The organism is Rhodovulum bhavnagarense, from assembly GCF_004343505.1.
In the GTDB taxonomy this organism is placed as follows: Bacteria; Pseudomonadota; Alphaproteobacteria; order Rhodobacterales; family Rhodobacteraceae; genus Rhodovulum; species Rhodovulum bhavnagarense.
This window is the reverse complement of the sequence record NZ_SLXU01000002.1, coordinates 41698-68291: the sequence shown is the minus strand read 5'-3', so window position 1 is coordinate 68291 and position 26594 is coordinate 41698. Positions and strand designations below refer to the sequence as shown.

Here is a 26594-nt window from a genome sequence, read left to right as displayed (position 1 = left end):
ACAAATGACGAAAACAGCACGAAATCCCGGTAATTTCAGTAGAAAGGCGTTTCGTCGCACGTCTGTCCTGTGTTTATAAACCGTGAGCCGAACCAGCACGGGACAGTTTGATGAATATCCACGAGTATCAGGCGAAGGCACTTTTGCGCAGCTATGGCGCCCCGGTCTCAGAAGGCCATGTCGTCACCCGGGCCGAAGAAGCCAAGACCATCGCGGGCGAACTGGATGGTCCCCTGTGGGTCGTCAAGGCACAGATTCACGCCGGCGGCCGTGGCAAGGGCCGGTTTCTTGAGGCCGAAGCGGGCGAAAAGGGCGGTGTGCGCATTGCCAAATCCGTAGGCGAGGCCGCCGAAGAGGCCCGCAAGATGCTGGGCCGCACGCTGGTGACCCATCAGACCGGCCCCGCCGGCAAGCAGGTCGGTCGCGTCTATATCGAAGACGGATCCGATATCGCGCGCGAATTGTATCTCGCATTGCTGGTGGACCGCCAATCCTCGCGCATCGCCTTTGTCTGTTCGACCGAGGGCGGTATGGATATCGAAGAGGTCGCTGCAAATACTCCCGACCGCATCTTGTCGTTCAGCGTCGACCCCGTGACCGGCTATCAGCCCTGGCATGGTCGCCGCATCGCGTTCGCGCTGGGGCTGGAAGGCCAGCAGGTCAAGCAATGCGTCCGCCTGATGGGCCAGCTCTACAAGTGCTTCATCGAGAAAGACTGCGAGATGCTGGAAATCAACCCGCTGATCGTGACGCAGGCGGGCGACCTGAAATGCCTGGATGCCAAGATGGGGTTCGATTCCAACGCGCTGTATCGGCACGACGACATCCTCGCGCTCCGCGACGAGACCGAGGAAGATCCCAAGGAATTGCAGGCCAGCAAATACGACCTGAACTACATCGCGCTGGATGGCGAGATCGGCTGCATGGTCAACGGCGCCGGCCTGGCCATGGCCACGATGGACATCATCAAGCTGTATGGGTCCGAACCGGCCAACTTCCTGGACGTGGGCGGCGGCGCCACCAGGGAAAAGGTGACAGAGGCGTTCAAGATCATCACGAGCGATCCCAACGTCAAAGGTATCCTCGTCAACATCTTCGGCGGCATCATGCGCTGCGACGTGATCGCCGAGGGCGTGGTCGCCGCGGTGAAAGAGGTCGGACTGCAAGTGCCGCTGGTGGTGCGGCTGGAAGGCACCAATGTCGAGAAGGGCAAGGACATCATCAACAATTCCGGCCTGGACGTGATCGCGGCGGACAACCTGTCCGATGCGGCGGAAAAGATTGTAAAAGCAGTGAAGGGGTAAGGGTCATGGCAGTTCTCGTAGACGAAAACACCAAGGTCATCTGCCAAGGCTTTACCGGCTCTCAGGGCACCTTCCACTCAGAACAGGCCATCGCCTACGGCACGCAGATGGTCGGCGGTGTGACACCGGGCAAGGGCGGGCAGACGCATCTGGACCTGCCGGTCTTCAACTCTTGCCACGAGGCGGTGGCGAAAACTGGGGCGAATGCCAGCGTGATCTACGTGCCCCCGCCGTTTGCCGCGGATTCCATCCTTGAGGCCATAGACGCGGAAATCCCGCTGATCGTCTGCATCACCGAGGGCATCCCGGTGATGGACATGATGACGGTGAAACGGGCGCTTGCCGACAGCGATTGCGTGCTGATCGGCCCCAACTGTCCGGGCGTCATCACGCCCGAGGCCTGCAAGATCGGCATCATGCCCGGCCATATCCACAAGCGCGGCAGCGTCGGGGTCGTCTCCCGCTCGGGCACGCTGACCTATGAGGCGGTCAAGCAGACCACCGATGTGGGTCTGGGCCAATCCACCTGCGTGGGCATCGGCGGCGACCCGATCAAGGGGACCGAACATATCGACGTGCTGGAATGGTTCCTGGCCGATGACGAAACCCACTCGATCATCATGATCGGTGAAATCGGCGGCTCGGCCGAAGAGGAGGCCGCCCAGTTCATCAAGGACGAGGCGAAACGCGGCCGATCGAAACCCATCGCAGGCTTTATCGCGGGGCGCACCGCGCCTCCGGGCCGGCGCATGGGCCACGCGGGTGCCATCGTCGCCGGCGGCAAGGGCGGCGCCGAGGACAAGATCGAGGCGATGAAATCCGCCGGGATCGTTGTCGCGGACAGCCCGGCCGCACTGGGCGAGGCAGTGCTGAAGGCGATCGGCTAGGCAAACCCGGCCGCCGGGAGAGGAACAATGGGCTTTGCTGAGGCCACCAGGACCTGTTTCAGGAAATACGTCACGTTTTCGGGGCGTGCGGCGCGTCCCGAATTCTGGTGGTTCGTTCTGTTCCTGTCCTTCGGCAGCCTTGTTGCCGGGGCGCTGGACGGGCTTTTTCTTGGCAGGGACGTGCGCGGCACGGGCACCGGTCCGCTCGGCGCTGTTTTCGGGCTTGGCACTCTCGCGCCGGGGCTGGCGGCGGGCTGGCGGCGGATGCATGACACCGGACGCTCCGGGCTGTTCCTGTTTTACCCGCTGATCGTAATGATCGGCATCGGTAGTTTTACCGGCATCGCCGCCGGGTTTGCCGGAACCGGGCCCGAGCCGATGGTCAGCACATTGACCGGGCTGGCAGGGTTGGCCCTGCTTTTCGCAATGCTGATCCTGATGATTTCTCCGCTGCTGGTGCTGTGGTGGCTGACCCGCCCCTCCGAGCCCGGCCCGAACCAGTACGGTCCCAACCCGCATGAGGTAGTGCAATGACCGATCAAGGCACGAACGCGCTCTTTCACGACACCAGCTTTCTGCAAGGCCATAACGCGGAATATGTCGAACAGCTTTACGCCCGTTACGCCAACGACCCAGCTTCGGTCGACGAGGGCTGGCAACGTTTCTTTGCCGAAATGGGCGATGACGAGGTTTCCGTCAAGCGCGAGGCTGCCGGACCAAGCTGGGCGCGTCGCGACTGGCCGCCCGCGCCTGCCGACGATCTGACGGCGGCGCTGGACGGTCAATGGCCCGGACTGCCGCCCGCCCAGGAAATCAAGGTCACCGAGGAAAAGCTGCGCGAGAAGGCCCAGGAGGTTGGCGTCGAGCCCACGGATGACGAGATCAAGCGCGCGGTGCTTGATTCAATCCGCGCCCTGATGCTGATCCGGGCGTACCGTATCCGCGGCCACCTGGTCGCCGATCTTGACCCGCTGGGTCTGTCAAACCCCACGCCCCACCCCGAACTTGACCCCGGATCATACGGTTTCACCGAAGCCGACATGGACCGGCCCATTTTCATCGACAACGTCCTGGGGCTTCAGCTTGCCTCGATGCGCGAGATACTCGCCATCGTCAAACGCACCTATTGTGGCACTTTCGCCCTGCAATACATGCACATTTCCGACCCGGAACAATCGGCCTGGCTGAAGGAACGGATCGAGGGCCTGGGCAAGGAGATCAAGTTCACCCGCGAGGGTCGGCGCGCCATCCTGAACAAGCTGGTCGAGGCCGAGGGCTTTGAAAAGTTCCTGCATGTGAAATACATGGGCACCAAGCGGTTCGGCCTTGACGGGGGCGAGGCGCTGATCCCCGCGATGGAACAGATCATCAAGCGCGGCGGCGCGCTGGGGGTCAAGGAGATCGTGATCGGCATGCCCCATCGCGGGCGGCTGTCAGTGCTGGCCAACGTGATGGGCAAGCCCTATCGCGCGATCTTTCACGAATTCCAGGGCGGAAGTTTCAAACCCGAGGACGTGGATGGCTCGGGCGACGTAAAATACCATCTCGGCGCATCAAGCGACCGCGAATTCGACGGTAATTCGGTTCACCTGTCGCTGACCGCCAATCCCAGCCATCTAGAGGCCGCCAACCCCGTGGTCCTGGGCAAGACGCGCGCCAAGCAGGCACAGCGCAACGACCACGCACGCAGCACCGTTCTGCCGGTCCTGCTGCATGGCGATGCGGCCTTTGCCGGTCAGGGCGTGGTGGCCGAATGTTTCGGGATGTCGGGGCTGGTGGGCCACCGTACCGGGGGCACGATCCATATCGTGGTGAATAACCAGATCGGGTTCACCACTGCACCGCATTTCAGCCGGTCCTCGCCCTATCCAACCGATATCGCGCTGATGGTCGAGGCGCCGATCTTCCACGTCAATGGCGACGACCCCGAGGCGGTGGTGCATGCCGCCAAGGTCGCCACAGAATTTCGCCAGAAATTCGGGCGCGACGTGGTGATCGACATGTTCTGCTATCGTCGTTTCGGCCATAACGAGGGGGATGAACCGATGTTCACCAACCCCCTGATGTATCAGAAGATAAAGAAGCACAAGACGACCCTGCAACTCTACACCGAACGCCTGGTTGCCGACGGGTTGATCCCCGAGGGCGAGATCGAGGACATGAAGGCCGCGTTCCAGTCGCACCTGAACGAGGAATTCGATGCCGGAAAAGACTACAAGCCCAACAAGGCCGACTGGTTGGACGGCCGCTGGAGCCATATAAAGCGCGGCGGCGGCGATGAATACCAGCGAGGCGATACCGCCATTTCCGAAGAGACGATGCAGGCGATCGGGGCGGCACTGACCAACGTGCCCGATGGCTTCAACATGCACAAGACCGTGGGCCGCCTGCTGGACACCAAGAAGGAAATGTTCGCCTCTGGCAAGGGGTTCGACTGGGCAACGGCCGAGGCGCTGGCCTTTGGCGGTCTCTTGACCGAGGGCTACCCGGTGCGCCTGGCCGGCCAGGACAGCGCGCGCGGCACCTTCAGCCAGCGCCATTCCGCGATCATCAACCAGGATACCGAGGAGCGGTATTATCCGCTGAACCACATCCGCAAGGGCCAGGCCAGCTACGAGGTCATCGACTCGATGCTGTCGGAATACGCGGTACTGGGTTTCGAATACGGCTATTCCCTGGCCGAACCCAACGCACTGGTGATGTGGGAGGCCCAGTTCGGCGATTTCGCCAACGGCGCCCAGATCATGTTCGACCAGTTCATTTCTTCCGGCGAACGCAAATGGTTGCGGATGTCGGGCCTCGTGGTCCTGCTGCCGCACGGGTTCGAGGGGCAAGGGCCAGAACACTCATCGGCCCGGCTGGAACGGTTCCTGCAACTCTCGGCCGAGGATAACTGGATCGTCGCCAACTGCTCGACCCCGGCCAATTATTTCCACATCCTGCGCCGCCAGCTGCACCGCGATTTTCGCAAGCCGCTGATCCTGATGACGCCGAAATCACTGCTGCGCCATCGCTTGGCGGTCAGCGAGGCAAGGGCATTCCTGACCGGTTCATCATTTCACAGGGTGCTGTGGGATGACGCGGAAACCCATCGCGCCTCGGATCTGACCCTCAAGCCGGATGCAGAGATCAAGCGCGTCGTACTCTGTTCTGGCAAGGTCTATTACGACCTGCTTGAGGAACGCGATGCGCGCGGCATCGACGATGTCTACCTGTTGCGTATCGAACAGTTCTATCCTTTCCCGGCGCTCAGCCTGGTCAAGGAGTTGCAACGTTTCCGCGAGGCCGAGATCGTCTGGTGCCAGGAAGAACCCAGGAACCAGGGGGCCTGGACCTTCATCGAACCGAACCTCGAATGGGTACTCACCCGGATCGACGCGAAACACCGTCGGCCCGTCTACGCGGGCCGCCCCGCCGCCGCCTCGCCCGCCACGGGCCTGGCCAGCCAGCACAAGGCACAGCAAGCCGCGCTCGTGAACGACGCGCTGACAATCGAAGGGTAAGTCCATGTCCACCGAAGTCCGAGTCCCCACCCTGGGCGAAAGCGTCACCGAGGCCACGATTGCCACCTGGTTCAAGCAGCCGGGCGATGCGGTCGCGGCCGACGAAATGCTGTGCGAGCTGGAAACCGACAAGGTGACAGTCGAGGTACCCGCCCCCGCGGCCGGCACCTTGGCCGAAATCGTCGCGGCCGAGGGCGAAACCGTCTCGGTCGACGCGCTGCTGGCCACCATCACCGAAGGCGCCGCGGCCCCGGCGGACACCCCCAAGGCCGACCAGCCCGCCGCCACCGCAGCCGCCCCTGCCGATGCGGGCGGCGACACGATCGACATCATGGTCCCCACCCTGGGCGAAAGCGTGTCCGAGGCGACAGTGTCGTCGTGGTTCAAGCAGCCCGGCGACGCGGTCGAGCGTGACGAGATGCTGTGCGAGCTGGAAACCGACAAGGTGTCGGTCGAGGTGCCGGCGCCTACCTCGGGCACTATGGGCGAAATCCTCGCCGGCGAGGGCGAAACCGTGCAGGCCGGCGGCAAGCTGGCCGTGATGACCGCGGGCGCGGGCGGCGCCCCCGCCCCGAAACCCCAGGCCCCGGACGCCGCCCCCGCCAAGGGCGACGGCAAGGATGTCGAACACGCCCCCTCGGCGAAAAAGATGATGGCCGAAAAGGGCCTCTCGCCCGCGGATGTCCAGGGCACCGGCCGCGATGGCCGCATCATGAAAGAGGACGTGCAGCGCGCGGCGCAGGCCCCGAAACCGGCCCCCCGCGCGCCCGAACCGCCGAAACCGGCCCCCGCCCCGGATGCCGCCCGCGGCCCGGTCCCGGCCGAGGACGCCGCGCGCGAGGAACGGGTCAAGATGACCCGCCTGCGCCAGACCATCGCGCGCCGCCTCAAGGACGCGCAGAACAGCGCCGCCATGCTGACCACCTATAACGAGATCGACATGTCCGGCGTCATGGCGCTGCGCCGCGAATACAAGGACCTCTTCGAGAAGAAGCACGGCGTGAAACTGGGCTTCATGTCCTTCTTCACCAAGGCGTGCTGCCACGCCCTGTCAGAGGTGCCCGAGGTGAACGCCGAAATCGACGGCACCGATATCGTGTACAAGAACTTCGTCCATATGGGCATCGCGGTGGGCACGCCGAACGGCCTGGTCGTCCCGGTGCTGCGCGACGCCCATTCCATGGGCTTTGCCGAGATCGAAAAGAAAATCGCAGAAATGGGCACCCGCGCCCGCGACGGCAAGCTGTCCATGGCCGAAATGCAGGGCGGCACCTTCACCATCTCCAACGGCGGCGTCTACGGCTCGCTGATGTCCTCGCCGATCCTGAACCCGCCGCAATCGGGCATCCTGGGCATGCACAAGATCCAGGACCGCCCCGTGGTGGTGGGTGGCCAGATCGTGATCCGCCCGATGATGTATCTGGCGCTCAGCTACGACCACCGGATCGTCGACGGCAAGGGCGCCGTGACCTTCCTGGTGCGCGTGAAAGAGGCGCTGGAGGATCCGCGGCGGCTATTGATGGATCTGTGATGCGTCTGCGCAACGTCCCCATGGACCTGCTGCTCAGCAACGTGGCCGTTCCCGGTTTTCGCCCCGCGCAAGATCCGCCCCGCGACAGCATCCGCCGCATCCAGAGACGCCTCGCACTCTCGGTGGCGGTGCTCGTGGCCGCGAATGCGATCCTCGGCCTGACCGAAAGCCGCATGGCCTTCCCGGGGGCAGCGCTTGCAATCGCGGCCGTCTATGCCCTCTGGGACGACGTGACCTATGCCGTGTTCTATGTGGCCAGGATGCGGGGACGCGCCCGCTTCTACCTCTCCGCGCTACTCGCCGTCACGGTCGTCCTGGCCCTTGCCGGCGTCCTGACCGCCACGATTGGCGCCCTCTTGCTGCTCCTTATTCAGGTTCCGCTCATCTGGACCCTGGGTTTCGCCCTCCGCGACCCGGCCCAGATCGCCCGGACGGATGACAGCATCCGGCACTTTCTTAGGACTTACAAACCATGACCCCCGAACTCTACGCCCTCGCCCTCGCCATCCTCGTTCAGGCCGTGCAATTCGCCCTGCTGGCGATCCCCGCCAATATGGAACTGGGCACGAAATACACCCTCTCGCCCCGGGACGAACCGCCCACGGACCAGCTCTCGCGCCAGACCGCCCGCGCCCAGCGGGCGCTGAACAACCATTTCGAGGGGCTGATCCTGTTCACCGCGGCGGTGGTCCTGATCACCGTCTCCGAGCAGTCCACATGGTTCACAGCCCTCTGCGCCTGGATCTACCTCGCCGCGCGCATCGCCTACGTGCCCGCCTATACCCGCGGCTGGGTGCCCGCCCGCTCGCTGATCTGGACCACCGGCTTCGCCGCCACGATCCTGATGACCCTGGCCGCTCTCCTGTGACTTCTTCTTGGCCGAAATACCCTCGGGGGGAGTCGCGCCAGCGGCGCGGCGGGGGGCAGACAGCCCCCCCCTCCCCGATTAACACCCCACGACATGCCCCGATAGGAGGCCTCCATGGCAAATTATGACGTCATCATCATCGGTTCCGGCCCCGGCGGCTATGTCTGCGCGATCCGCTGCGCACAGCTCGGCCTGAAAACCGCCTGTGTCGAGGGGCGCGATACGCTCGGCGGCACCTGCCTGAACGTGGGCTGCATCCCCTCCAAGGCACTGCTGCACGCCAGCCACCAGTTGCACGAGGCCGAACACAACTTTGCCAAGATGGGGCTGAAGGGCAAATCTCCCTCGGTCGACTGGGCGCAGATGCAGAGCTACAAGGACGAGGTGATCGGCCAGAACACCAAGGGCATCGAGTTCCTGTTCAAGAAGAACAAGGTCGACTGGATCAAGGGCTGGGCCCGCATCCCCGAACCCGGCGCGGTCGAGGTGGGCGAGGAAACCCATACCGCGAAACACATCATCATCGCCTCGGGCTCGGCCCCGGCCACGATCCCCGGGGTGGAGATCGACGAAAACACCGTCGTCTCCTCCACCGGCGCGCTGTCCCTGCCGAAAGTCCCCAGGAAACTGGCGGTGATCGGCGCCGGCGTGATCGGGCTGGAACTGGGCTCGGTCTATGCGCGCCTGGGCGCCGAGGTCACGGTACTGGAATATCTCGACCAGATCACCCCGGGCATGGATACCGAGGTGGCGCGCAGCTTCCGCGCGCTCTTGAAAAAGCAGGGGCTGGACATCATCACCGGCGCCGCCGTCCAGGGCACCGAGGCGCTGAAGACCAAGGCCAAGGTCGCCTATACCCTGCGCAAGGATGACAGCGAACACCAGCTGGACGCCGATGTGGTGCTGGTCGCCACCGGGCGCAAACCCTTCACCGACGGGCTGGGCCTGGACGGGCTGGGCGTCGAGATGACCCAGCGCGGCCAGATCGCCACGGATGCCCGGTACAAGACCTCCGTTGACGGGATCTATGCCATCGGCGACGTGATCGAGGGCCCGATGCTGGCCCACAAGGCCGAGGACGAGGGCATGGCCCTGGCCGAGATCCTGGCCGGCCAGGCGGGCCATGTGAATTACGGCGTGATCCCGGGCGTGATCTACACCCATCCCGAGGTCGCAAGCGTCGGCAAGACCGAGGACAGCCTGAAAGAGGCGGGCCGCGCCTACAAGGTCGGCAAGTTCTCCTTCATGGGCAACGGTCGGGCCAAGGCGAATTTCGCCGCCGACGGTTTCGTCAAGATCCTCGCCGATGCCGAGACCGACCGCATCCTGGGCGCCCATATCATCGGCCCCGCCGCGGGCGAGCTGATCCACGAGATCTGCGTGGCGATGGAATTCGGCGCCGCGGCCGAGGATCTGGCCCGCACCTGCCACGCCCACCCGACCTATTCAGAGGCGGTCCGCGAGGCGGCGCTGGCCTGCGGCGACGGCCCGATCCACAGTTGACGGCGCGGCCGAAGGATTTTCAGCACAGACCTCGCGCGCCTCGGCACCTGCCGCCAGCGGTGGCATTTGGGTATTTTGACCAAGAAGAAGGGCCGGGGGTGAGGCGCTCAGGTGGCCAGCATCCTGAGGCCTTGGGTGACATCTGTTCGCACAGCCAGCCGCAGCGCGGGTTCATCCCCGGCCCTGAGCGCGGCAAGGATCATGCGGTGGTGCTGGGGTGGTTCGGACCGGCGCAAACGGCCGTAAAGCGCCCGCATCGTGGGGCCAAGTTGGAGCCAGACGGTTTCAGCCATGGCCAGCATGGCGGGGGCTTGTGCCCGCAGGTAGAGTGCGCGGTGAAATTCCAGGTTCAGCCGAATATAGGCGACCGCATCGCCACGGCCCATGACCTCGCCGATCTCGGTATTGATCTTCTGCATCCGGTCGATCAGCGCCATATGGGCGCGCGGCAGCGCGCGGCTGGCCAGTTCCGGCTCCAGCAGGGCGCGCAGCGCGGCCAGCTCTTCGATCCGTTCGTTCGACAGTTCCGGCGTGGCCACCCGGCCCGAGGCGGAAAGCGTCAACGCCCCCTCGGCCACGAGGCGGCGCACGGCCTCGCGCGCGGGGGTCATGGAGAGACCGAACTGGCGCGCGATGCCACGCAGGGTCAGCGCGGCGCCCGGCGTCAATTCGCCGTGCATGATCTGGGTGCGAAGCGCGCGGTAAAGCCGCTCATGCGCGGCGCTGCCGCCTTCGCCTGGACGGGTCTGGATCAGCATGGTGCGAGTGTGATCACATAAGTCGCCCGCGTCAATCGACGAAGCGCACTCGGTGCAGCGACGCACCATTCGCGCGCAGCCATGCGCGCGGCGCCTCGTAATCCGGCATCAGCCGGCCCAGAACGGCCCAGAAGGCCGCGGAATGATTCATCTCTGCCAAGTGGGCCACCTCGTGGGCGGCGACGTAATCGAGCACCTGCGGCGGGGCCATGATCAGCCGCCACGAAAACATCAGATCACCCCGCGACGAGCAGGAGCCCCAGCGCGATCGCGTGTCGCGCAATGTCAACCGGCCATAGCCCCGGCCGAGGGCTGCGGCATAGCCATCAGCGGCGGCCGCGAGATCGGCCCGCGCGCGGGTCTTGAGAAAAGCCATGACCTGCGGGCCGGCATGCGCGTCCGGACCGGGCACCGCCAGGCCGATCTCTGTAAGCTGCACCCTGCGCCCGCGCCCTGGCACCACCGGCAGCGCGCGTCCCCGGTACGGCACCTCGCCGCCCAGTCGCACCCGGAGTTCGTCGGGCCTGGCGGCCAGATGACCGCGAATCCAGTTTTCCTTTTCGCGCAGGAATGCCAGCCCCTCGGCCAGGGGCGCGCTGCTGGGCAGGGTCAGCGTCACGCGGCCGTCAAGCTGCGAGATTCGTAGCGAATAGCGCCGTGCCCGCGCCGATCGGCGCAGGATCACCTCTAGCGGCGGTGTTCCGGGCAGGCGGGTTCTCTGCATCGCGTCCTCTCGTCATGCGCGCGGGCACCGGGGCAAAAGGGCTTTGACACACAAGGGGACTTGTGGCACGTGGCTGCAACCGCAAAAAGACGTGACCCGAGAGGAACTCCATGCCAAAGGAAGAATGGGGCGTAAAGCGTGTCTGCCCGCACTGCTCGACCCGCTTCTATGACCTGCAGCGCGACCCGATGACCTGCCCCTCTTGCGGGCAAAGTTTTTCGGCAGATAGCCTGCTGCCGGGCAAGGGCCGCCAGATGATCACCGAGAAAGCCACGGTTGCCAAGGCGGCGCCGGCCGTGCTGGACAACGACGATGACGTGATCGACGATGATGACGGCAACGATGTCGACTTGGATGACGACATCCTGGACGATGATGACGACGATAACGTGTCGCTCGACGACATTGCCGACGTGTCCTCTGACGACGACGAGAACTGACCGGAATCAAGGAAAACGGCGGGGCATTTTTTCGCTTGCACTCCCCCCGCCGCTTTCATAGATACAACCGGGCGAGCCGGAAGGCACGCACCACATGGGGCCATAGCTCAGTTGGGAGAGCGCTTGCATGGCATGCAAGAGGTCAGGGGTTCGACTCCCCTTGGCTCCACCAAACCTCTGTAACACATGTTAAATATAGCCCTTGGGTAATCCGGGCAGTTGTCTCGTGCGTCAGTACTCCTCGTGCCGATCGGCAGAGCGCTCAGCGCCTTGGCGTTGACATGCCAAAGACCGATGCGCCATCGCGGCTGGCAAGGGGCGCGGAAATCGAGATCAAGAGGTGAAGCGGGACGCCGGGGCGGTAGCACGCCCCCGGCGCCTGCTATACTTGGCCCGACTCTTGGCCCGGCCTGCTCACCTTGCGAATTTCTTATATTTCACCCGCTTCGGTTCCACCGAATCAGGTCCGAGGCGCCGGATCTTGTCTTCCTCGTAGGCCTCGAAATTGCCCTCGAACCATTCGACATGAGCCTCGCCCTCAAACGCAAGGATGTGAGTGCAAAGGCGGTCGAGAAAGAAGCGGTCGTGGCTGATGATGACAGCGCAGCCGGCGAAATCCTCAAGTGCCGCTTCCAGCGCCTGCAGGGTTTCCACGTCCAGGTCGTTGGTGGGCTCGTCCAGCAGCAGCACGTTGCCGCCGGATTTCAACAGCTTGGCCATGTGGACGCGGTTGCGTTCCCCGCCCGACAGAAGCCCCACCTTTTTCTGCTGATCGCCGCCCTTGAAGTTGAAAGAGGAGCAATAAGCGCGGGAGTTCACCTCGGCATCGCCCAGCACCACGATATCCAGCCCGTCCGAGATTTCCTCCCACACGGTCTTGTTTGCATCCAGCGCGTCGCGGGACTGGTCGACATAGCTCAGTTTCACAGTGTCGCCGAACTCGATCTTGCCCTCGTCGGGCTGTTCCTGCCCGGTCAACATGCGGAACAGCGTGGACTTGCCCGCGCCGTTCGGGCCGATCACGCCGACGATGCCGCCGGGCGGAAGCGCAAAGGACAGATCCTCGATCAACAGCCGGTCGCCATAGCCTTTGCGCAGCCCCTCTACCTCGATCACCTTGCCGCCCAGGCGCGGGCCGTTTGGGATGATGATCTGGGCGCGCGAGAGTTTCTCGCGTTCCGACTGGCTGGCCATTTCCTCGTAGGCCTGGATCCGGGCCTTGGATTTCGCCTGGCGGGCCTTTTGGCCGGCGCGAATCCAGTCGAGTTCGCGTTCGAGTTGTTTCTGTTTCGCCTTGTCCTCGCGCGCCTCTTGCGCCAGGCGTTTCGATTTCTGTTCCAGCCAGGAGGAGTAATTGCCTTCGTAGGGAATGCCGCGACCGCGGTCGAGTTCGAGAATCCAGCCCGTGATGTCGTCCAGGAAATAGCGGTCATGGGTGACGATCAGGATCGTGCCCTTGTACTCGATCAGGTGCTTTTGCAGCCAGGCGATGGTTTCTGCATCCAGGTGGTTGGTCGGTTCATCCAGCAGCAGCATGTCGGGGGCCTCGAGCAAGAGCTTGCACAACGCCACCCGGCGGCGTTCGCCGCCCGAGAGGGTTTCGACCGGCGCATCGTCGGGGGGGCAGCGCAGGGCCTCCATCGCGACGTCGATCTGGCTGTCGAGATCCCAGAGGTTTTCCGCGTCGATCTGATCCTGAAGGGTGGTCATCTCCTCCATCAACTCGTCGGAATAGTTCTCGGCCACCTCCATCGCGATCTCGTTGAAGCGGTCGATCTTGGCCTTCTTCTCGGCCACGCCCAGCATGACGTTTTCGCGCACGCTCAGGTTCGGATCGAGTTCGGGTTCCTGCGGCAGGTACCCGACCTTGGCACCCTTGGCCGCCCAAGCCTCGCCGGTGAAGTCCTTGTCCCAGCCGGCCATGATACGCAAAAGCGTGGACTTGCCCGCGCCGTTGACACCCACCACGCCGATCTTGACCCCGGGCAGAAAACTGAGGCGGATGTTTTCAAAGCATTTCTTGCCGCCGGGATAGGTCTTGGACACGCCATCCATGTGGTAGACATACTGATACGAAGCCATCGGAAACCGCCTTTGGGCTGTGTGGAGAGGTTTGACGCCTGACATAGCTGTTCCCGGGGGGAAGGGCAATCGCGAGGCAGCAGGCAGGGGGCGCTGCCCCCGCCGCCCGTTCCGGGCGACTCCCCCGGGGTATTGAGGCCAAGAAGAAGGGCGTGGCATGCGCAACCGGTTCGGGCTGGACAAGGGCCATGTGCAACAGGTTAACGTGCGCAGCGGTTGGCTGCAGAATGCGAGGGGGGCGATGCGAACCGGGTTTCCCAAGGCGCGGCCGGGCATGCGCGTCGGCCTTTTGGGCGGGTCTTTCGATCCGGCCCACGAGGGGCATGCCCATATCACGCGGCAGGCGCTTCGCAGGTTCGGGCTGGACCGGGTCTGGTGGCTGGTCAGCCCGGGTAACCCGCTCAAGGCACATGGCCCCGCCCCGATGGCCCAGAGACTGGCCGCGGCCGAGGCGGTGATGCATCACCCCCGCGTTGTCATCACCGATATCGAGTCGCGGATCGGCACGCGCCATACGGCGGCGACATTGGCCAGGCTGATGGCGCTGTATCCCGGTGTGCGGTTCGTCTGGCTGATGGGAGCAGACAACCTGACCGGGTTTCATCGCTGGGAGAATTGGGAATGGATCCTCGACAACGTCCCGGTCGGAATACTGGCCCGGCCCGGACAGGGGGTGGCGGCGCAGCGGTCAAGGGCGGCGATCGCCTATGCCCGCTATCGGCTGAGAGCGGCACAGGCGCGGTGTCTGCCCATGCGACATCCGCCAGCCTGGTGCTTTGTGAACATGCCGATGGTCGATCTTTCCTCGAGCGATATCCGGGCGCGCGGCGGTTGGTGACGGGCCGGCCGGCCGGGGCGTCGTGGGCCTTGCCCGGAAGCGGCGGATTTGGTTCACTCCGGGCATGATGCATCCTGTCTCTCCGTTCAGCCGACGCCTGTTCCTGGGGGCGGTGCTTTCGGTCGCGGCGGGGGGCGCACTGGCCACCCCCCTGGCACGCAGCCCGCGGCCAGCGCCGCGTCCCGCGGGGGCTGGGCGGGCCGCGTCATCAGAGCGGTTGATCGCGCGGGCCGGTCTGAGCGGCAAGCTGTGTTTCGCGGTGGCCGATGCGCGTACCGGGGAAATGCTGGAGGTTCACAATCCGCTGCTGGGGCTGCCGCCGGCCTCTGTCACCAAGGCAGTCACGACGCTTTACGCGCTGGAGACACTGGGCGCGCAGCACCGTTTCGAAACCCGCCTGATCGCCACCGGGCCGCTGAAGGGTCGCACCATCCAGGGCGACCTGGTACTTGTGGGCGGCGGCGATCCGACGCTGGATACCGATATGCTGGGCGATCTGGCGCTGCAAGTGGCGGCTGCCGGGGTCAGCGGTGTAACGGGGCGGTTCCTGTATCATTCCGGTCCCCTGCCCGAGCTTTCGGGTATCGATTCCGAGCAACCGGTGCATGCCGGCTATAACCCGGCGGTCTCGGGACTGAACCTGAATTTCAACCGGGTCCATTTCGAATGGCAGCGCGCGGGCACGGGCTATGCGGTCAGCATGGATGCCCGCGCCATGCGCTATCGCCCCGAGGTCGGGACAGCACGCATCGAGGTCGTCCAGCGCGCGGCACCGGTCTATACCTATCGCGCGAACGGCGGGGTGGATGAATGGACCGTCGCGCAGGGCGCACTGGGCAAGGGGGGACAGCGTTGGTTGCCGGTACGACGCCCCGGGCATTACTGCGCCGACGTGTTCCACACGCTTGCCCGGTTTCACGGCGTGAGCCTTCCCCGCCCTGTCGCGTCCGATCTGCCGGTCCCCGGCTTCGTGCTGGCCCGTCACCAGAGCGACCCGCTCTCCACGATCCTGCGGGACATGTTGAAATACTCGACCAACCTGACGGCCGAGACCGTGGGGTTGAGTGCAACCATGGCGCGGGGCGGCGATCCGGTCAGCCTTGCGGCCTCGGGGCGGTCGATGACCGAATGGCTGACCGAACGGATCGGAACGCACAAGGCACGGTTCGTCGACCATTCAGGTCTAGGCGCGGCCTCGCGCCTGTCACCGGCGGAAATGGTTCGCATCCTGGTCACCGCGGGTCCCGAGGGACCGGTTGCGTCGTTGATGAAAGAGATACCAATGCGCGACGATCAGGGGCGCGTCGTGGCGAACCACGCGGTCAAGGTCCGGGCCAAGACCGGGACGTTGAATTTCGTCTCGACGCTGGCGGGCTATGCGACCGGGCATTCGGGGCGCGAGCTTGTCTTCGCCATCTTCTCAGCAGACGAGGCCCGGCGCGCGGCATTGACCGGGGATGAGCGCGAGCGTCCGCCCGGCGGGCGCGCCTGGCTGGGACGTGCGCGGCGGCTGCAACGCGATCTCGTGGATCGCTGGGGCACGCTCTACGGCTAGGTTCAGACGCCTTCGGGCCGACGGATCAGCACCCCGGCCACCCATTCGGCCTGGTTGTGGAAGGCATCGATGCGGGCCAGTTCATCCGCTGTGCAATCCAGCAACAGCTTGAGTTCGCCATCGCGCTTGGTCAGGTCCAAAGAAGCCAGAACGCCGGTAACCTGCCCCGCGCCCAGACTGCCGCGCCAGACATCGACGCCGTCGCCATCAATCGCGCGAGTGCCCTCCAGATAGCCGTAATCCAGCGGGTAGGTGATCTGGGCAAAGCGTGGATGGGTGCTGCCGCGGGGACGGTCGATCACCAGCCGCGCCCCGGCAACAAAGGCATCGGCAAAGGGCCAGAAACGGTCCGGCAGCCCGGCAGCGATCATCACAGGACCATGTGCCGCGCCCGCGCCGCCCGCTCGATCGCGGCACCTGCCAAGCGGTCGATGTTCAACTCGTAGCGAATTTCCTCGAGCAAGCGCAGCTCTTGTTCACCCGTGCGCCCGTCGGCGGCGGCCACGTCGCAGGCCATGACATAAGCCGTCTCGAACAGCTTGTCGGGCAGCGCCTCGCGCACCAGCCCAAACAACGCGTCCAGCCCATCATATTCCTCGAACAGTTCCAGAACCGTCTGGGCGACCGGGGCGATCCGGTCCACGTCGTAATCTGCAAAGACCGGCAGGTGGTTCACCATGCGTTCGATAGTCACCAGTTCAGAGGTGCGGATCGTCTCGTCCGAGGCCGAGACGGCCACCATGATGGCGACCAGCGCGTCCTGTGCGGTAAGGGGAGCGGTTTCCTGGGTCAATTCGGCCTCCTTGGGGGCTTGTCGCGGTGCAGAATATTGACGTGGAGGCGCACGAGCAATAGGACACGGGCCTTGCCGGGCATGTCGCCCGGCCTCTCTGGAGTGCTGACATGTCCGATCTGCGCGACGCCGCGATGAGTTCCAAGGCCTGGCCCTTCGAGGAGGCTCGGAAACTGCTCAAACGCGTCGAGAAACAGCCGCCTGAAAAGGGCTACGTGCTGTTTGAGACGGGCTATGGGCCATCGGGCCTGCCGCATATCGGCACTTTCGGCGAGGTACTGCGCACCACCATGATCCGCCGGGCTTTCGAGACCATCAGTGACATCCCGACCCGGCTGATCTGTTTTTCCGACGACATGGACGGCATGCGCAAGGTGCCCTCCAACGTGCCCAACCAGGAGATGCTGCACGAGAACCTTCAGCGTCCGCTGACCAGCGTGCCCGACCCCTTCGGCACCCATGAAAGCTTCGGCCATCACAACAACGCCATGCTGCGCCGGTTCCTCGACACCTTCGGGTTCGAGTACGAGTTTCACTCGGCAACGGATTTCTACAAGGCGGGCAGGTTCGACACGGTGCTCTGTCGCGCAACCGAGCGCTATGACGACATCATGGCGGTGATGCTGAAATCGCTGCGCGAGGAACGCCAGCAGACCTATTCGATCTTCCTGCCGATCCACCCCGAAACGGGGCGCGTGCTGTATGTGCCGATGAAGCATGTAGACGCGGCCGCCCACACCGTCACTTTCGACGACGAGGACGGGCGCGAGTGGACGCTGCCGGTCACCGGCGGCAACGTCAAATTGCAGTGGAAACCCGATTTCGGCGCCCGCTGGGCCGCCCTTGATGTCGATTTCGAGATGTACGGCAAGGACCATTCCACCAACACGCCGATCTACGACCGGATTTGCGAAATCCTGGGCGGACGAAAGCCGGAACACTTCACCTACGAACTGTTCCTGGACGAGAACGGCGAAAAGATCTCGAAATCCAAGGGCAACGGGCTGACCATCGACGAATGGCTGACCTATGCCGCCACCGAAAGCCTGTCCTACTTCATGTTCCAGAAGCCCAAGACCGCCAAGCGGCTGTGGTGGGATGTGATTCCCAAGGCGGTGGACGAATACCACCAGCAATTGCGCGCCTTCCCCGACCAGACGCCGGAACAACAATTGGCCAACCCGGTATGGCACATTCATAACGGCACGCCCCCGCAAAGTCACATGGTCGTACCCTTTGCCATGCTGTTGAACCTGGCCTCGGTCGCCGGGGCCGAGGACAAGGCCGGGCTTTGGGGCTTTATCAAGCGCTATGCGCCCGAGGCCTCGCCCGAAACGCATCCCGACCTCGATCAGGCCGCGCAATTCGCGGTGCGGTATTTCCGGGATTTCGTGGCACCACATCGCGAATTCCGCGCCCCGGACGAAAAGGAACGCGCCGCGATGGAGGACCTGCTTGCCCGGCTGAAGGCCTGGACGGGCGGGCCGGACGCCGAAGAATTGCAGAGTCTTGTCTTTGCCGTAGGGCGCGAACATGGGTTCGATAACCTGCGCGACTGGTTCAAGGCGCTTTACGAGGTGATCCTGGGGGCCAGCCAAGGCCCGCGCTTTGGCGGGTTCATCGCGCTTTACGGTGTCGAGGAAACGACCAAGCTGATCGAGGGGGCGCTGGCGCGCGGCTAGGCCGCCCTCCAGCGTTTCCACCAGCGCGACCAGCGCTTGCCCAGCTCTTTCGTGGGGCTGGCAAACAGGCGCAGGCCAAGGCCCTGCGCCTCTTGGTCAAGCAGGCGCTGACGCGTGGCGATGTGATCGCGAAAAGCCGACCAGAGGGCCGGGTCACCCGGCAGGCCATCCGCCGTGGCGATGAAATCGTCCAGCACGGCAAGATCGTGGTGATCGCCCAGAATCTCTGACAGCTCTTTCGCCCGATCGGCGCGCCGATCCATCTTGTTCGGGGCCAACGGTGCCAGCAGGCGCGTGTGATACCAGTGATATTTTACCCGCTTGCGCCAATCGTGTATCGCGCGCTGGTCGGTGGCATCGGCGGCCAGTCGCCGCGCCTTGCGGGCACGGTCAAAGGTCTTTTCCATCCCGGCACGGATCGCACCAAACCCCTTTTCTGTCAGACGCCATCCCCGCGCCCGTGCCCGAAGGTCAAGCAGCGTTTCACGAAAGGCGGCAAGATCGTCCTCGACATGGGCCCTGGCGGCGGCCTCGTCGCGCAGCGCGACGAGGTAGGCACGCACGGGGTCGAACCCCTCGATATCGAGGGCCGCAACCAGCTTGTCATGGGTTTCAACCATGCCCTCGCGGTCACGCAAACCCGACAGGCGCCGGGCGGCATCGCGGATCGTGGCGTTCTCGGTCTCGAAATCGGGAAAGGCGGGACGCACGAGGCGCAACAGCCCGCGCAACCGCTTGGCACGCTTGCGCAACTGGTGGACCTTTTCATGCAGGTTCATCGCAGGATCGTCCATCTCGACGAGCGCGGCATCGATCTCTTCGATCGCGATACGGCGCAGCGCGGACTGCGTGTTCTTGTCGGAATGTTCAAGGCAATAGGCCATCGGGCGATCGTTCTCCACGCTGTCGACCGGAGTATTGTTTAGCGGATACCGGGACATTGTAATCGCCATGCGACAGGTTTTGGAACCGGGATGCACCGGCTGGCCAGGGGGCGCGGCATGTGCCGGGTTAATCCATCATTAGCCCTTTTCTGCTAGCAACTGTCGCGGTCCCCGGCGCGCTCGGCGCGGTGGGGTCTTCTCAGGGAAATGGCTGACAATCGAGCGCCGCACCGGCCCCGGGGCCGTGCGCGGCGATCTCGTGGCGCAGTCGGAAAGGGGTTTGGATGAACAAGGCGATTACCGACGGCCTGGCACTGATGCCACCGTCCTTTGCACAGGGGCTTGACGTCTGGTCACGCGAGGATGGCACGCCGGGCAGCCTGACCTATGCAGGCGCAGCCGATGCCGCACTGGTGCCCGCCGACCAGGATTTCGGCGATTGCCTGGAATTGCAAAAAACCGAGAGCGTGCAAAAACTGCGTCACATGGGTCAAACGCCGATCATTCCGGGCTGTTACCTGCGGGTTACGGCAAGGGTAAAGGCGGTTGCGGGCAACTTGCCTGCGTTGCGCATCGCCGCATGGGCAGGCAACGGCAACGAGGAACATGTCGGCGGGCTGGTCGAGGTCGGCCCCTCTGTCGCATTGTCGGCCTACGGACAGGTCGAAACCGTAACCGCGATCATCGGCACCGGCCGCCGCACGGGCGTGGACATGTCCTGGGGCTTGGTTCCGGTTTATGCCCACCTGGGCCTGGATCTGACCGGCGCCAATGGCGGGATTGTCCGGATCGACGATTTGCTGGTCGAGGATGTGACCGCGATCTTTCTGCGCGACATGATGAACTGGGTCGATGTGCGCGATTATGGCGCCTTGGGCGATGGTACAAGCGATGACAGCGCGGCCTTCGAGGCGGCGGATACCGCGGCGGCAGGGCGCGAGATTCTGATTCCGAAGGGCACATTTCACCTGGGCGAGCATGTCACCTTCGAAAACCCGGTCCGTTTCGAGGGGCAGGTTACGATGCCCGCAGACAAGCGCCTGTCTCTCACACGGAATTTCGATCTGCCCAGCTATATCGCGGCTTTCGGCAATGACCTGGAGGCGTTCAAGCGCGCCGTCGCGGTCCTGTTCAACTCGTCCGACCATGACAGCCTGGACATGGGCGGGCGCCGCGTCGAGGTCACCGCCCCGATCGACATGCAGGCAGCGGTTGCCAACAAGGACACCTTCCAGATCCGGCGCGTGATCCGGAACGGACAATTCTACGCAAAGCCGTCACCGGCTTGGGATGCGACACAGGTCAATTCGCAAGCGACTTATTCGCCCTCTGCGCCGCTGACCCTGTCAGGCGTATCCAACATCGCCAACATCCCCGTCGGCGCGCTGGTCGGGGGGCTGGGCGTGGGCCGCGAGATCTATGTGCGCGCCGTGAACGTGGGGGCGGGGTCCCTGACCCTCAGCCAGCCCCTGTTCGATGCCGCGGGCACGCAGAGCTATACCTTTACCCGGTTCAGATACGTTCTTGATTTCAGTGGATTCGCCGCACTCGACAAGTTCGTCCTCGACGATATCGAGTTCCAGTGCGACGGCAAAGCCAGCGCAATCATGCTGCCCCCCGAGGGGCAGATCTTTCATGTCCGTGACTGTTTCATCACCAAACCGAGAGACCGGGGGATCACCTCGATCGGCAAGGGCTGTTACGGGATGCTTGTCGACCGCTGTCAGTTCATCTCGAACGAGCAGGCCCTCAGGGCACAGGATCGCACGACGATCGCAATCAACGTCAACGATAACGACGTCAAGATCCGCGACAACCGCATAGTACGCTTTGCCCATTTCATGGTACTGCATGGATCGGGACACGTGATCGCGAACAACCACTGGTTCCAGGGCGATACCGAAACCGACGGCACGCGGGTTGCCGGCATCATCCTGACCCAGCCCAACGTCAAGACGACGATCACCGGCAACTATATCGACAACAGTTTCATAGAGTGGACGAACGAGCATGATGCCGCGCCCGATTTCACCTCCGAATACTCTTTCGGCGGGCTGACGGTGTCGGGGAATATCTTTACCGTTAACGACGTGGCCCCATGGTTCCGCTGGTTCGTTGTCAAACCCCATGGCCAGGGGCATTTCATCCACGGGCTCACCTTGTCCGACAACGTGTTCAAGTCGATCAACGGCACCATCGACCGGGTGGATCATGTGGACACGACCCACGCCACGCTGGACATGGCGCTGGCACGCAACATCACCGTCCAGGGTAACGCGTTCAACGCCGTCGACCAGGTGATCGTCAACCCGGCAACGCTGGAATTCGAGATCAACTCGCCGCAAAAAACCTGGACGCTGGATTTCGGCCGCTACCTCCCCTTCGGCGGGCGCGCGCGCAAGGTGATTTCGGTCATGCCCGAAAACGCGATCCGCGATACCGATGGCGCCGTTGTGTCGGCCCTGCCTTACACCAAGGTTGAGCAGGGAACCGGCGGCAAGTCGATTTCGCTTGTCTGGCCCGTCGACAGCAAGGGCCGGGTGGAGGTCACCGCGCGCATGGACAACCCGGTCTGAACGCGAACAGACGCGAACACGCGGGCCATGCAATGAGCATGGCCCGTAGGGCGCCGGCCTGTCAGAATTCCAGCCATGTGCCCAAAACCAGCCCCATGCCATCGTCGTCATGAATCCCGCCCGTCGCCCCGACACGAAGCCATGTGCGGTCCCCCACACGGCGATGCAGGCTGGGGGCAAGGCGAATCTTGGCATCCGCCTGTGCCGGGTCTTCGGCCCACAACTCCAGCGTCAGCAAGGTCCGCCCCGATGGTTTCATGCCCAGCGTGACATCCAGCGCATATTCCTCTGCGGAGGCGGACGGATAGTAATCCGCCGTCGCATCGAGGCTCAGCCAGGCCGCCCCCATCCACGTTTGCCAACCGGTCCCCCAACTCAGCCCGAGCCGCACAAGCCCCGACGCGCCCTGCCCGGCAAGATCGCCTTTTCCCAAGCCACCCGTCCAGGACAGAACGCCCGGCAGCAGGTCCGCCTGCACCCCGTGACGCAGGAAAATCATCGCCTCGACCCCGTCATTACCCCTGCCGCGCCCGGTATCCAGCCCAAGCGTCAGGCGCGGTGTCAGCCCGTATTCAACAAGAAGACCGGTATGTTCGAGGTCATGCTTCGTGTCCCTGTCACGGCCATGCTCGTACGAAAGGGACAATAGCGCACGCCCCTCATCGCGCAGCCACGCCCCGGCATGGGCCGTCGATAGTGGGGCAAACAGGGCGATCACCCCAAGAATTACAAGTGCCAGCCGCATGAACCGAGTCCTTTCGCGGCCAGCTTGGCGGTCAGGTGGTTAATCGCAGGTTAAACTGCTTGCAGGCCAGACCCCGTGATCATGCCCGCGATTGGGGGCTGGGCAATCCGGCCCGTCCGGCCTATGCTGCAGTGCGGCAAAGACAGGTCGGATATGGCGGGAACGATCATCACCATCGCGCAGCAGAAGGGCGGTTCGGGCAAGACCACGCTTGCCGCCAACCTTGCCGTGGCCTACGCACGACAGGGGCTTGGCGTCGCGCTGATCGATACCGACCCGCAGGGCAGTTTGGGGCGGTGGTTCATGGCGCGGCTGGAACGCCACGCGGACAAGCCAGACATGGAATTATCCACCGCCTCGGCCTGGGGCGTAAGCTATGAGACCGAGAAACTGGCCCGTACGCATGACGTGGTACTGGTCGACACGCCCCCCAAGGCCGATAGCGACCTGCGCCCGGCACTCCGGGCGGCCGCGCTGGTGGTGGTGCCGGTGGCGGCCAGCCATGTCGATCTTTGGGCGACAGAGGGCGTTTTGGACCTGGCGCGGCGCGAGGATCGTCCCGCGCTGGTGGTGCTGAACCGGATGCGCGCAGGAACCCGTCTGGGCCAGGAGGTGATGACCGCCGCCGGAGGTCTGTCCGCCGAGCTGGCCTTGCCCCAATTGGCCGGGCGCGTCGCCTATGCCGAGGCATTGGGACAGGGGCGCGGCGTTCAGGAACTGGCCCGCCGCGGGCCCGCGGCAGACGAGATCGCGGCACTGGCACAGGTCGTTCTTGACGCCGCACATGGGGCCTAGCCCGGGGGCATCCCCTGTAACGCGGCGGACTTGCCAAACCCATCTCGGACATTGCCGGTGCCTGCACCACGTGCCATGCTGGCCGAAAGGGAGACGCTGAGCATGTATGAAAATATTCTCGTACCCGTGGCGATCGATCACGGCCCCAGGCTGCGCGACGTTCTGAATATCGCGCGCCGCCTGCGCGCAGAGGGCGGGCAAATCACGGTGCTGACCGTGGTCGAGGCGATACCGTCCTATGTGTCGCAATACCTGCCCGAGGGGCAGGAAGCCGCCACGCGCGAGGCGGTCCGGTCCGACCTTGAGGGCGATTTGCAAGACGCCCCGGATATTCTGATCAGGATCGTGACCGGCCACCCCGGAAACGCGATCGTCGATTTCGCGGCCGCGCATGGGGTGGATTGCATCGTGATGCATTCCCATCGACCCGGCCTTCAGGACTTCTTTCTCGGGTCCACCGCGGCCCGCGTCGTGCGTCACGCGCCCTGCTCGGTCCACGTCGTGCGAGAAAGCTGAACGATCAACAAGGAAGGACAGCCCATGCCTACCATTTCCCGCGACGCCGACTTGCAAACGGTCATCACCACGTTCGAGGTCACGCCGGGCACCTGCCAAGATCTTCTGGATGAGCTTTGCGATGCCTATACGAACTTCATCTCGAAACAGCCCGGATTCATCGGTGCGGGTCTGCACGTGAACGATGCGCAGACAAGGGTGGCAAACTACTCGCAATGGACGAGGCGCGAGGATTTCCAGGCCATGCTGCGATCCGAAGAGATGCGCGGACGCAACAGGCGGCTGGCCGAACTCTGCAAGAGCTTCGAGCCGGTGATGTATGACGTTTTTGGCAGCTTCAACTAGGCGGCACCCACGATCCGGCCGCGAACCCGATCACATCGCGTGACCGCCGCCCTCGGCCTGCCACGAAAAGGCTCACGAGCAGGCAGGCGGCACATCCGGCGGACCAAGGACCAAGGCGCCGCCTAATCCCGAGCTGCGATCACGCCCTCGAATTCGCGCCATTCGCCCGCGGACATGCCCGATGTTTCCTGGGTGACGGTTTCGCCCTTGAGCATCCGCCGGATGCAGTCCATCGCGCTGGCCGACAAGGTCACACCGCCCATCCTGTAATCCTCGAACGCCTTGAACGCGATCGGAACCCAATCGGCGACGATCTCGCAGATCTTTTCGGCATAGACCCTGATTTCATACTGGGCATGCACATCCGCCCGCAGCCTCAAGAAGTGAAACAGGTTGTGCAGGTCCACCTTCCAATACCACTGGGTATAGATATTGGCGGGCAGGTTCATCCGGGCAAGCTCGCGGGCGAGGCCCTTTTGCCCCTCGGTCGACAGCATGGATTCGTAATTGTCATAGGCGCGCATCGCATCGCCCTTGAGAATTTCCAGCACGCGCGCAGCCTCTTCACCTTCCAACAACTCGCCGCGGCCTTGATTGTTGACCGTGGACTGTGCGGCCAGCGCATCGGGGGCGGGGATGTAGAACTCGCGATCGAGGATCGAATAGCGGGCAGAGTATTCGTTGACGTTGGCAGTACGATGACGAATCCACTGGCGCGCGACAAAGACCGGCAACTTGACGTGGAACTTGACCTCGCACATCTCGAACGGGGTCGAATGCCAGTGGCGCATGAGATAGCGGATCAGACCCTCGTCATTCGAAACCGCCTTTGTACCCTTGCCATAGCTGACCCGCGCGGCCTGGCAGATCGCGGCATCGTCGCCCATGTAGTCGATCACGCGCACGAACCCGTGATCCAGAACGCTGTGTGCAGTGTAAAGACGCCTTTCCATCCCCGGTGCGATCGCGCGCAGGGTTTGGCCATGATGGCTGCGCTGCGCCTCGATCTCGGACAGTTGTTCGGCGGTAAGCGTCATCTGGGGCTCCTCTTGGGCGGTATGCGAGTCGGCCGCAACTATATCTATGCACGCGCTCCTGGGAAACCGCGACATGATGTTGATGCGTTGAGGCAATTCGGTGCGATATGGCACCGACGCAAGGGGCTGGCCTGATTATCCCTCGATCCCTAGGTTTTTTGCGCTAGCCTGACGTCAAATGGAGGACATCATGCAAATCCGTTACCTGCACACCATGGTCCGGGTGAAGGACCTTGAGAAATCCATGGCATTCTATGCGCTTCTCGGCCTGACAGAGGTCCGCCGGCGCGAGGATGAAAAAGGCCGCTTCACGCTGGTCTTCATGGCTCCGCCGGGTCAAGAGGAATGCCCGGTCGAACTGACCTACAACTGGGACGGAGACGCGGCCCTGCCCTCTGACAGCCGTCATTTCGGTCATCTCGCCTACGCGGTAGAGGATATCTACGCGATCTGCACCAGGCTGATGCAGGCCGGCGTGACCATCAATCGCCCACCGCGCGATGGCAAGATGGCCTTCGTGCGCAGCCCCGACAACATCTCGGTCGAACTGTTGCAGATGGGCGAACCGCTGGCGCCCGCCGAACCCTGGGCCAGCATGGCCAATACCGGCCATTGGTGAGGCGGGCGGGTCAAGCGGCCATGCGTCGCGGCGAAACAGGCGCCTTTCACGGCGCCCCGTAGATCCCCGCATCGCGCCTAGTAGATATAGCGAATCTGGTCGGACCAGTAACGTTCCATCCGTTTGAGCGCGTGGGTAATCTCGATCAGGCCGCCCGGATCAATCACGCCGCGCCCGTCCAGCCCCTCGGCATGGCGGGCAAACAGCGCGCTGACCAGATCGCGGATCATTCGTCCCTTCTGGGTCAGTCGCACGCGCACCGCGCGGCGGTCGATCTCGCAACGCTGGTGGTGCATATAGCCTTTTTCCACAAGTTTCTTGAGGTTGTAGGACACGTTCGATCCCTGGTAATAGCCGCGGCTTTTCAACTCGCCCGCCGTCACCTCGTTATCGCCTATATTGAACAACAAAAGCGCCTGAACCGCGTTCAATTCCAGCAGGCCCAGCCGCTCGAACTCGTCCTTGATGACATCGAGAAGCAGCCGGTGCAGCCGTTCGACCAGCGACAGGACCTCAAGGTAGTCGTCCATGACGCCGGCCCTGCCCTTGACCGAAAGGGGGGAATGGATACTCATGTCTTGCTCCGCCGTTCGCTGTGCAAGGCAAGCA

General features: G+C 63.8%; 26 protein-coding genes and 1 tRNA gene. 18 read left to right on the top strand and 9 right to left on the bottom strand.

The features are described 5' to 3' along the window. Positions 1-110: 110 nt before the first annotated feature. The 8 genes from sucC to lpdA all read left to right on the top strand — a co-directional run bounded on the left by sucC (position 111) and on the right by lpdA (position 9596). Entirely contained in the window at positions 111-1304 is a 1194-nt protein-coding gene (sucC, locus tag EV663_RS03965) for an ADP-forming succinate--CoA ligase subunit beta (RefSeq protein WP_132950493.1), read from the top strand. A 5-nt stretch (positions 1305-1309) separates the two neighbouring features. Continuing rightward, positions 1310-2191, top strand: coding sequence for a succinate--CoA ligase subunit alpha (gene sucD, locus EV663_RS03960; RefSeq protein ID WP_132950492.1), 882 nt, complete (start codon positions 1310-1312; stop codon positions 2189-2191). A gap of 27 nt (positions 2192-2218) precedes the next feature. Beyond that, on the top strand, positions 2219-2725 hold the full coding sequence (locus EV663_RS03955) for a DUF805 domain-containing protein (RefSeq protein ID WP_132950491.1): 507 nt from the start codon (positions 2219-2221) through the stop codon (positions 2723-2725). Beyond that, on the top strand, positions 2722-5694 hold the full coding sequence (locus EV663_RS03950) for a 2-oxoglutarate dehydrogenase E1 component (protein ID WP_132950490.1): 2973 nt from the start codon (positions 2722-2724) through the stop codon (positions 5692-5694). The genes EV663_RS03955 and EV663_RS03950 overlap by 4 nt, the downstream gene beginning before the upstream one ends. A 4-nt stretch (positions 5695-5698) precedes the next feature. Then, positions 5699-7225 (top strand): 2-oxoglutarate dehydrogenase complex dihydrolipoyllysine-residue succinyltransferase, encoded by a 1527-nt coding sequence (gene odhB, locus EV663_RS03945; protein WP_132950489.1) that lies wholly within the window; start codon positions 5699-5701, stop codon positions 7223-7225. Next, on the top strand, positions 7225-7701 hold the full coding sequence (locus EV663_RS03940; protein WP_132950488.1) for a hypothetical protein: 477 nt from the start codon (positions 7225-7227) through the stop codon (positions 7699-7701). The genes odhB and EV663_RS03940 overlap by 1 nt, the downstream gene beginning before the upstream one ends. Then, positions 7698-8093: an MAPEG family protein gene (locus EV663_RS03935; RefSeq protein WP_132950487.1), complete on the top strand. Its 396-nt coding sequence runs from the start codon at positions 7698-7700 to the stop codon at positions 8091-8093. Before EV663_RS03940 ends, EV663_RS03935 begins: the two co-directional genes overlap by 4 nt. A 114-nt stretch (positions 8094-8207) precedes the next feature. Beyond that, positions 8208-9596, top strand: a complete 1389-nt coding sequence (gene lpdA, locus EV663_RS03930) for a dihydrolipoyl dehydrogenase (protein WP_132950486.1) — start codon at positions 8208-8210, stop codon at positions 9594-9596. 107 nt (positions 9597-9703) lie between these two features. Here lpdA and EV663_RS03925 read toward each other — a convergent pair whose 3' ends face one another. Further along, positions 9704-10354 (bottom strand): GntR family transcriptional regulator, encoded by a 651-nt coding sequence (locus tag EV663_RS03925; protein WP_132950485.1) that lies wholly within the window; start codon positions 10352-10354, stop codon positions 9704-9706. 31 nt (positions 10355-10385) lie between these two features. Then, entirely contained in the window at positions 10386-11078 is a 693-nt protein-coding gene (locus EV663_RS03920) for a M48 family metallopeptidase (protein WP_132950484.1), read from the bottom strand. A 110-nt stretch (positions 11079-11188) separates the two neighbouring features. Between EV663_RS03920 and EV663_RS03915 the strand changes: the two genes are divergently transcribed. Both EV663_RS03915 and EV663_RS03910 read left to right on the top strand, forming a co-directional pair. Further along, positions 11189-11518, top strand: a complete 330-nt coding sequence (locus EV663_RS03915; RefSeq protein ID WP_132950483.1) for an FYDLN acid domain-containing protein — start codon at positions 11189-11191, stop codon at positions 11516-11518. A gap of 96 nt (positions 11519-11614) precedes the next feature. Next, positions 11615-11690: transfer RNA gene (locus EV663_RS03910), tRNA-Ala, on the top strand. A gap of 242 nt (positions 11691-11932) precedes the next feature. Here the strand turns inward: EV663_RS03910 and ettA are convergent. Beyond that, a complete protein-coding gene (ettA, locus tag EV663_RS03905; RefSeq protein ID WP_132950482.1) occupies positions 11933-13600 on the bottom strand; it encodes an energy-dependent translational throttle protein EttA in 1668 nt (555 codons plus the stop codon). A 241-nt stretch (positions 13601-13841) separates the two neighbouring features. Here ettA and EV663_RS03900 point away from each other — a divergent pair, with 241 nt between their 5' ends. Together EV663_RS03900 and dacB are read left to right on the top strand one after the other, a co-directional pair. Then, positions 13842-14438: a nicotinate-nucleotide adenylyltransferase gene (locus EV663_RS03900; RefSeq protein ID WP_132950686.1), complete on the top strand. Its 597-nt coding sequence runs from the start codon at positions 13842-13844 to the stop codon at positions 14436-14438. Between the two features lie 64 nt (positions 14439-14502). Beyond that, complete coding sequence (gene dacB, locus EV663_RS03895; RefSeq protein WP_341799028.1) at positions 14503-15993, top strand: D-alanyl-D-alanine carboxypeptidase/D-alanyl-D-alanine endopeptidase; 1491 nt, start codon at positions 14503-14505, stop codon at positions 15991-15993. 2 nt (positions 15994-15995) lie between these two features. On the opposite strand, the gene EV663_RS03890 is transcribed toward dacB, so the two are convergent. After that, a complete protein-coding gene (locus EV663_RS03890; protein ID WP_132950481.1) occupies positions 15996-16364 on the bottom strand; it encodes an inorganic diphosphatase in 369 nt (122 codons plus the stop codon). Then, positions 16364-16786 (bottom strand): tellurite resistance TerB family protein, encoded by a 423-nt coding sequence (locus EV663_RS03885; RefSeq protein ID WP_132950480.1) that lies wholly within the window; start codon positions 16784-16786, stop codon positions 16364-16366. The genes EV663_RS03890 and EV663_RS03885 overlap by 1 nt, the downstream gene beginning before the upstream one ends. 110 nt (positions 16787-16896) lie before the next feature. Between EV663_RS03885 and EV663_RS03880 the strand changes: the two genes are divergently transcribed. Next, positions 16897-18468: a lysine--tRNA ligase gene (locus EV663_RS03880; protein ID WP_132950479.1), complete on the top strand. Its 1572-nt coding sequence runs from the start codon at positions 16897-16899 to the stop codon at positions 18466-18468. Here EV663_RS03880 and EV663_RS03875 read toward each other — a convergent pair. Next, entirely contained in the window at positions 18465-19352 is an 888-nt protein-coding gene (locus tag EV663_RS03875; protein ID WP_165910122.1) for a CHAD domain-containing protein, read from the bottom strand. The genes EV663_RS03880 and EV663_RS03875 overlap by 4 nt on opposite strands. A 284-nt stretch (positions 19353-19636) precedes the next feature. Between EV663_RS03875 and EV663_RS03870 the strand changes: the two genes are divergently transcribed. Beyond that, positions 19637-21928, top strand: a complete 2292-nt coding sequence (locus tag EV663_RS03870; protein WP_132950477.1) for a glycosyl hydrolase family 28-related protein — start codon at positions 19637-19639, stop codon at positions 21926-21928. A gap of 61 nt (positions 21929-21989) precedes the next feature. Here the strand turns inward: EV663_RS03870 and EV663_RS03865 are convergent, their stop codons facing one another. Next, positions 21990-22673 carry a hypothetical protein gene (locus EV663_RS03865; protein WP_132950476.1) on the bottom strand — a complete coding sequence of 228 codons (684 nt, stop codon included), beginning with the start codon at positions 22671-22673 and terminating at the stop codon, positions 21990-21992. Positions 22674-22826: 153 nt separating this feature from the next. Here EV663_RS03865 and parA point away from each other — a divergent pair, with 153 nt between their 5' ends. From parA to EV663_RS03850, 3 genes are all read left to right on the top strand, one after another. Further along, complete coding sequence (parA, locus tag EV663_RS03860; RefSeq protein WP_132950475.1) at positions 22827-23468, top strand: ParA family partition ATPase; 642 nt, start codon at positions 22827-22829, stop codon at positions 23466-23468. Between the two features lie 102 nt (positions 23469-23570). Then, entirely contained in the window at positions 23571-23984 is a 414-nt protein-coding gene (locus EV663_RS03855; protein WP_132950474.1) for a universal stress protein, read from the top strand. Between the two features lie 24 nt (positions 23985-24008). Then, positions 24009-24329, top strand: coding sequence for an antibiotic biosynthesis monooxygenase family protein (locus EV663_RS03850; RefSeq protein WP_132950473.1), 321 nt, complete (start codon positions 24009-24011; stop codon positions 24327-24329). Positions 24330-24451: 122 nt separating this feature from the next. On the opposite strand, the gene thyX is transcribed toward EV663_RS03850, so the two are convergent. Next, positions 24452-25366, bottom strand: coding sequence for an FAD-dependent thymidylate synthase (gene thyX / locus EV663_RS03845; RefSeq protein WP_132950472.1), 915 nt, complete (start codon positions 25364-25366; stop codon positions 24452-24454). Positions 25367-25556: 190 nt separating this feature from the next. On the opposite strand from thyX, the gene EV663_RS03840 reads away from it, so the two are divergent. Next, positions 25557-25985 (top strand): VOC family protein, encoded by a 429-nt coding sequence (locus EV663_RS03840; RefSeq protein WP_132950471.1) that lies wholly within the window; start codon positions 25557-25559, stop codon positions 25983-25985. Positions 25986-26062: 77 nt separating this feature from the next. Here the strand turns inward: EV663_RS03840 and EV663_RS03835 are convergent, their stop codons facing one another. Then, positions 26063-26560 carry a MarR family winged helix-turn-helix transcriptional regulator gene (locus EV663_RS03835; protein WP_132950470.1) on the bottom strand — a complete coding sequence of 166 codons (498 nt, stop codon included), beginning with the start codon at positions 26558-26560 and terminating at the stop codon, positions 26063-26065. Between the last annotated feature and the right edge of the window lie 34 nt (positions 26561-26594).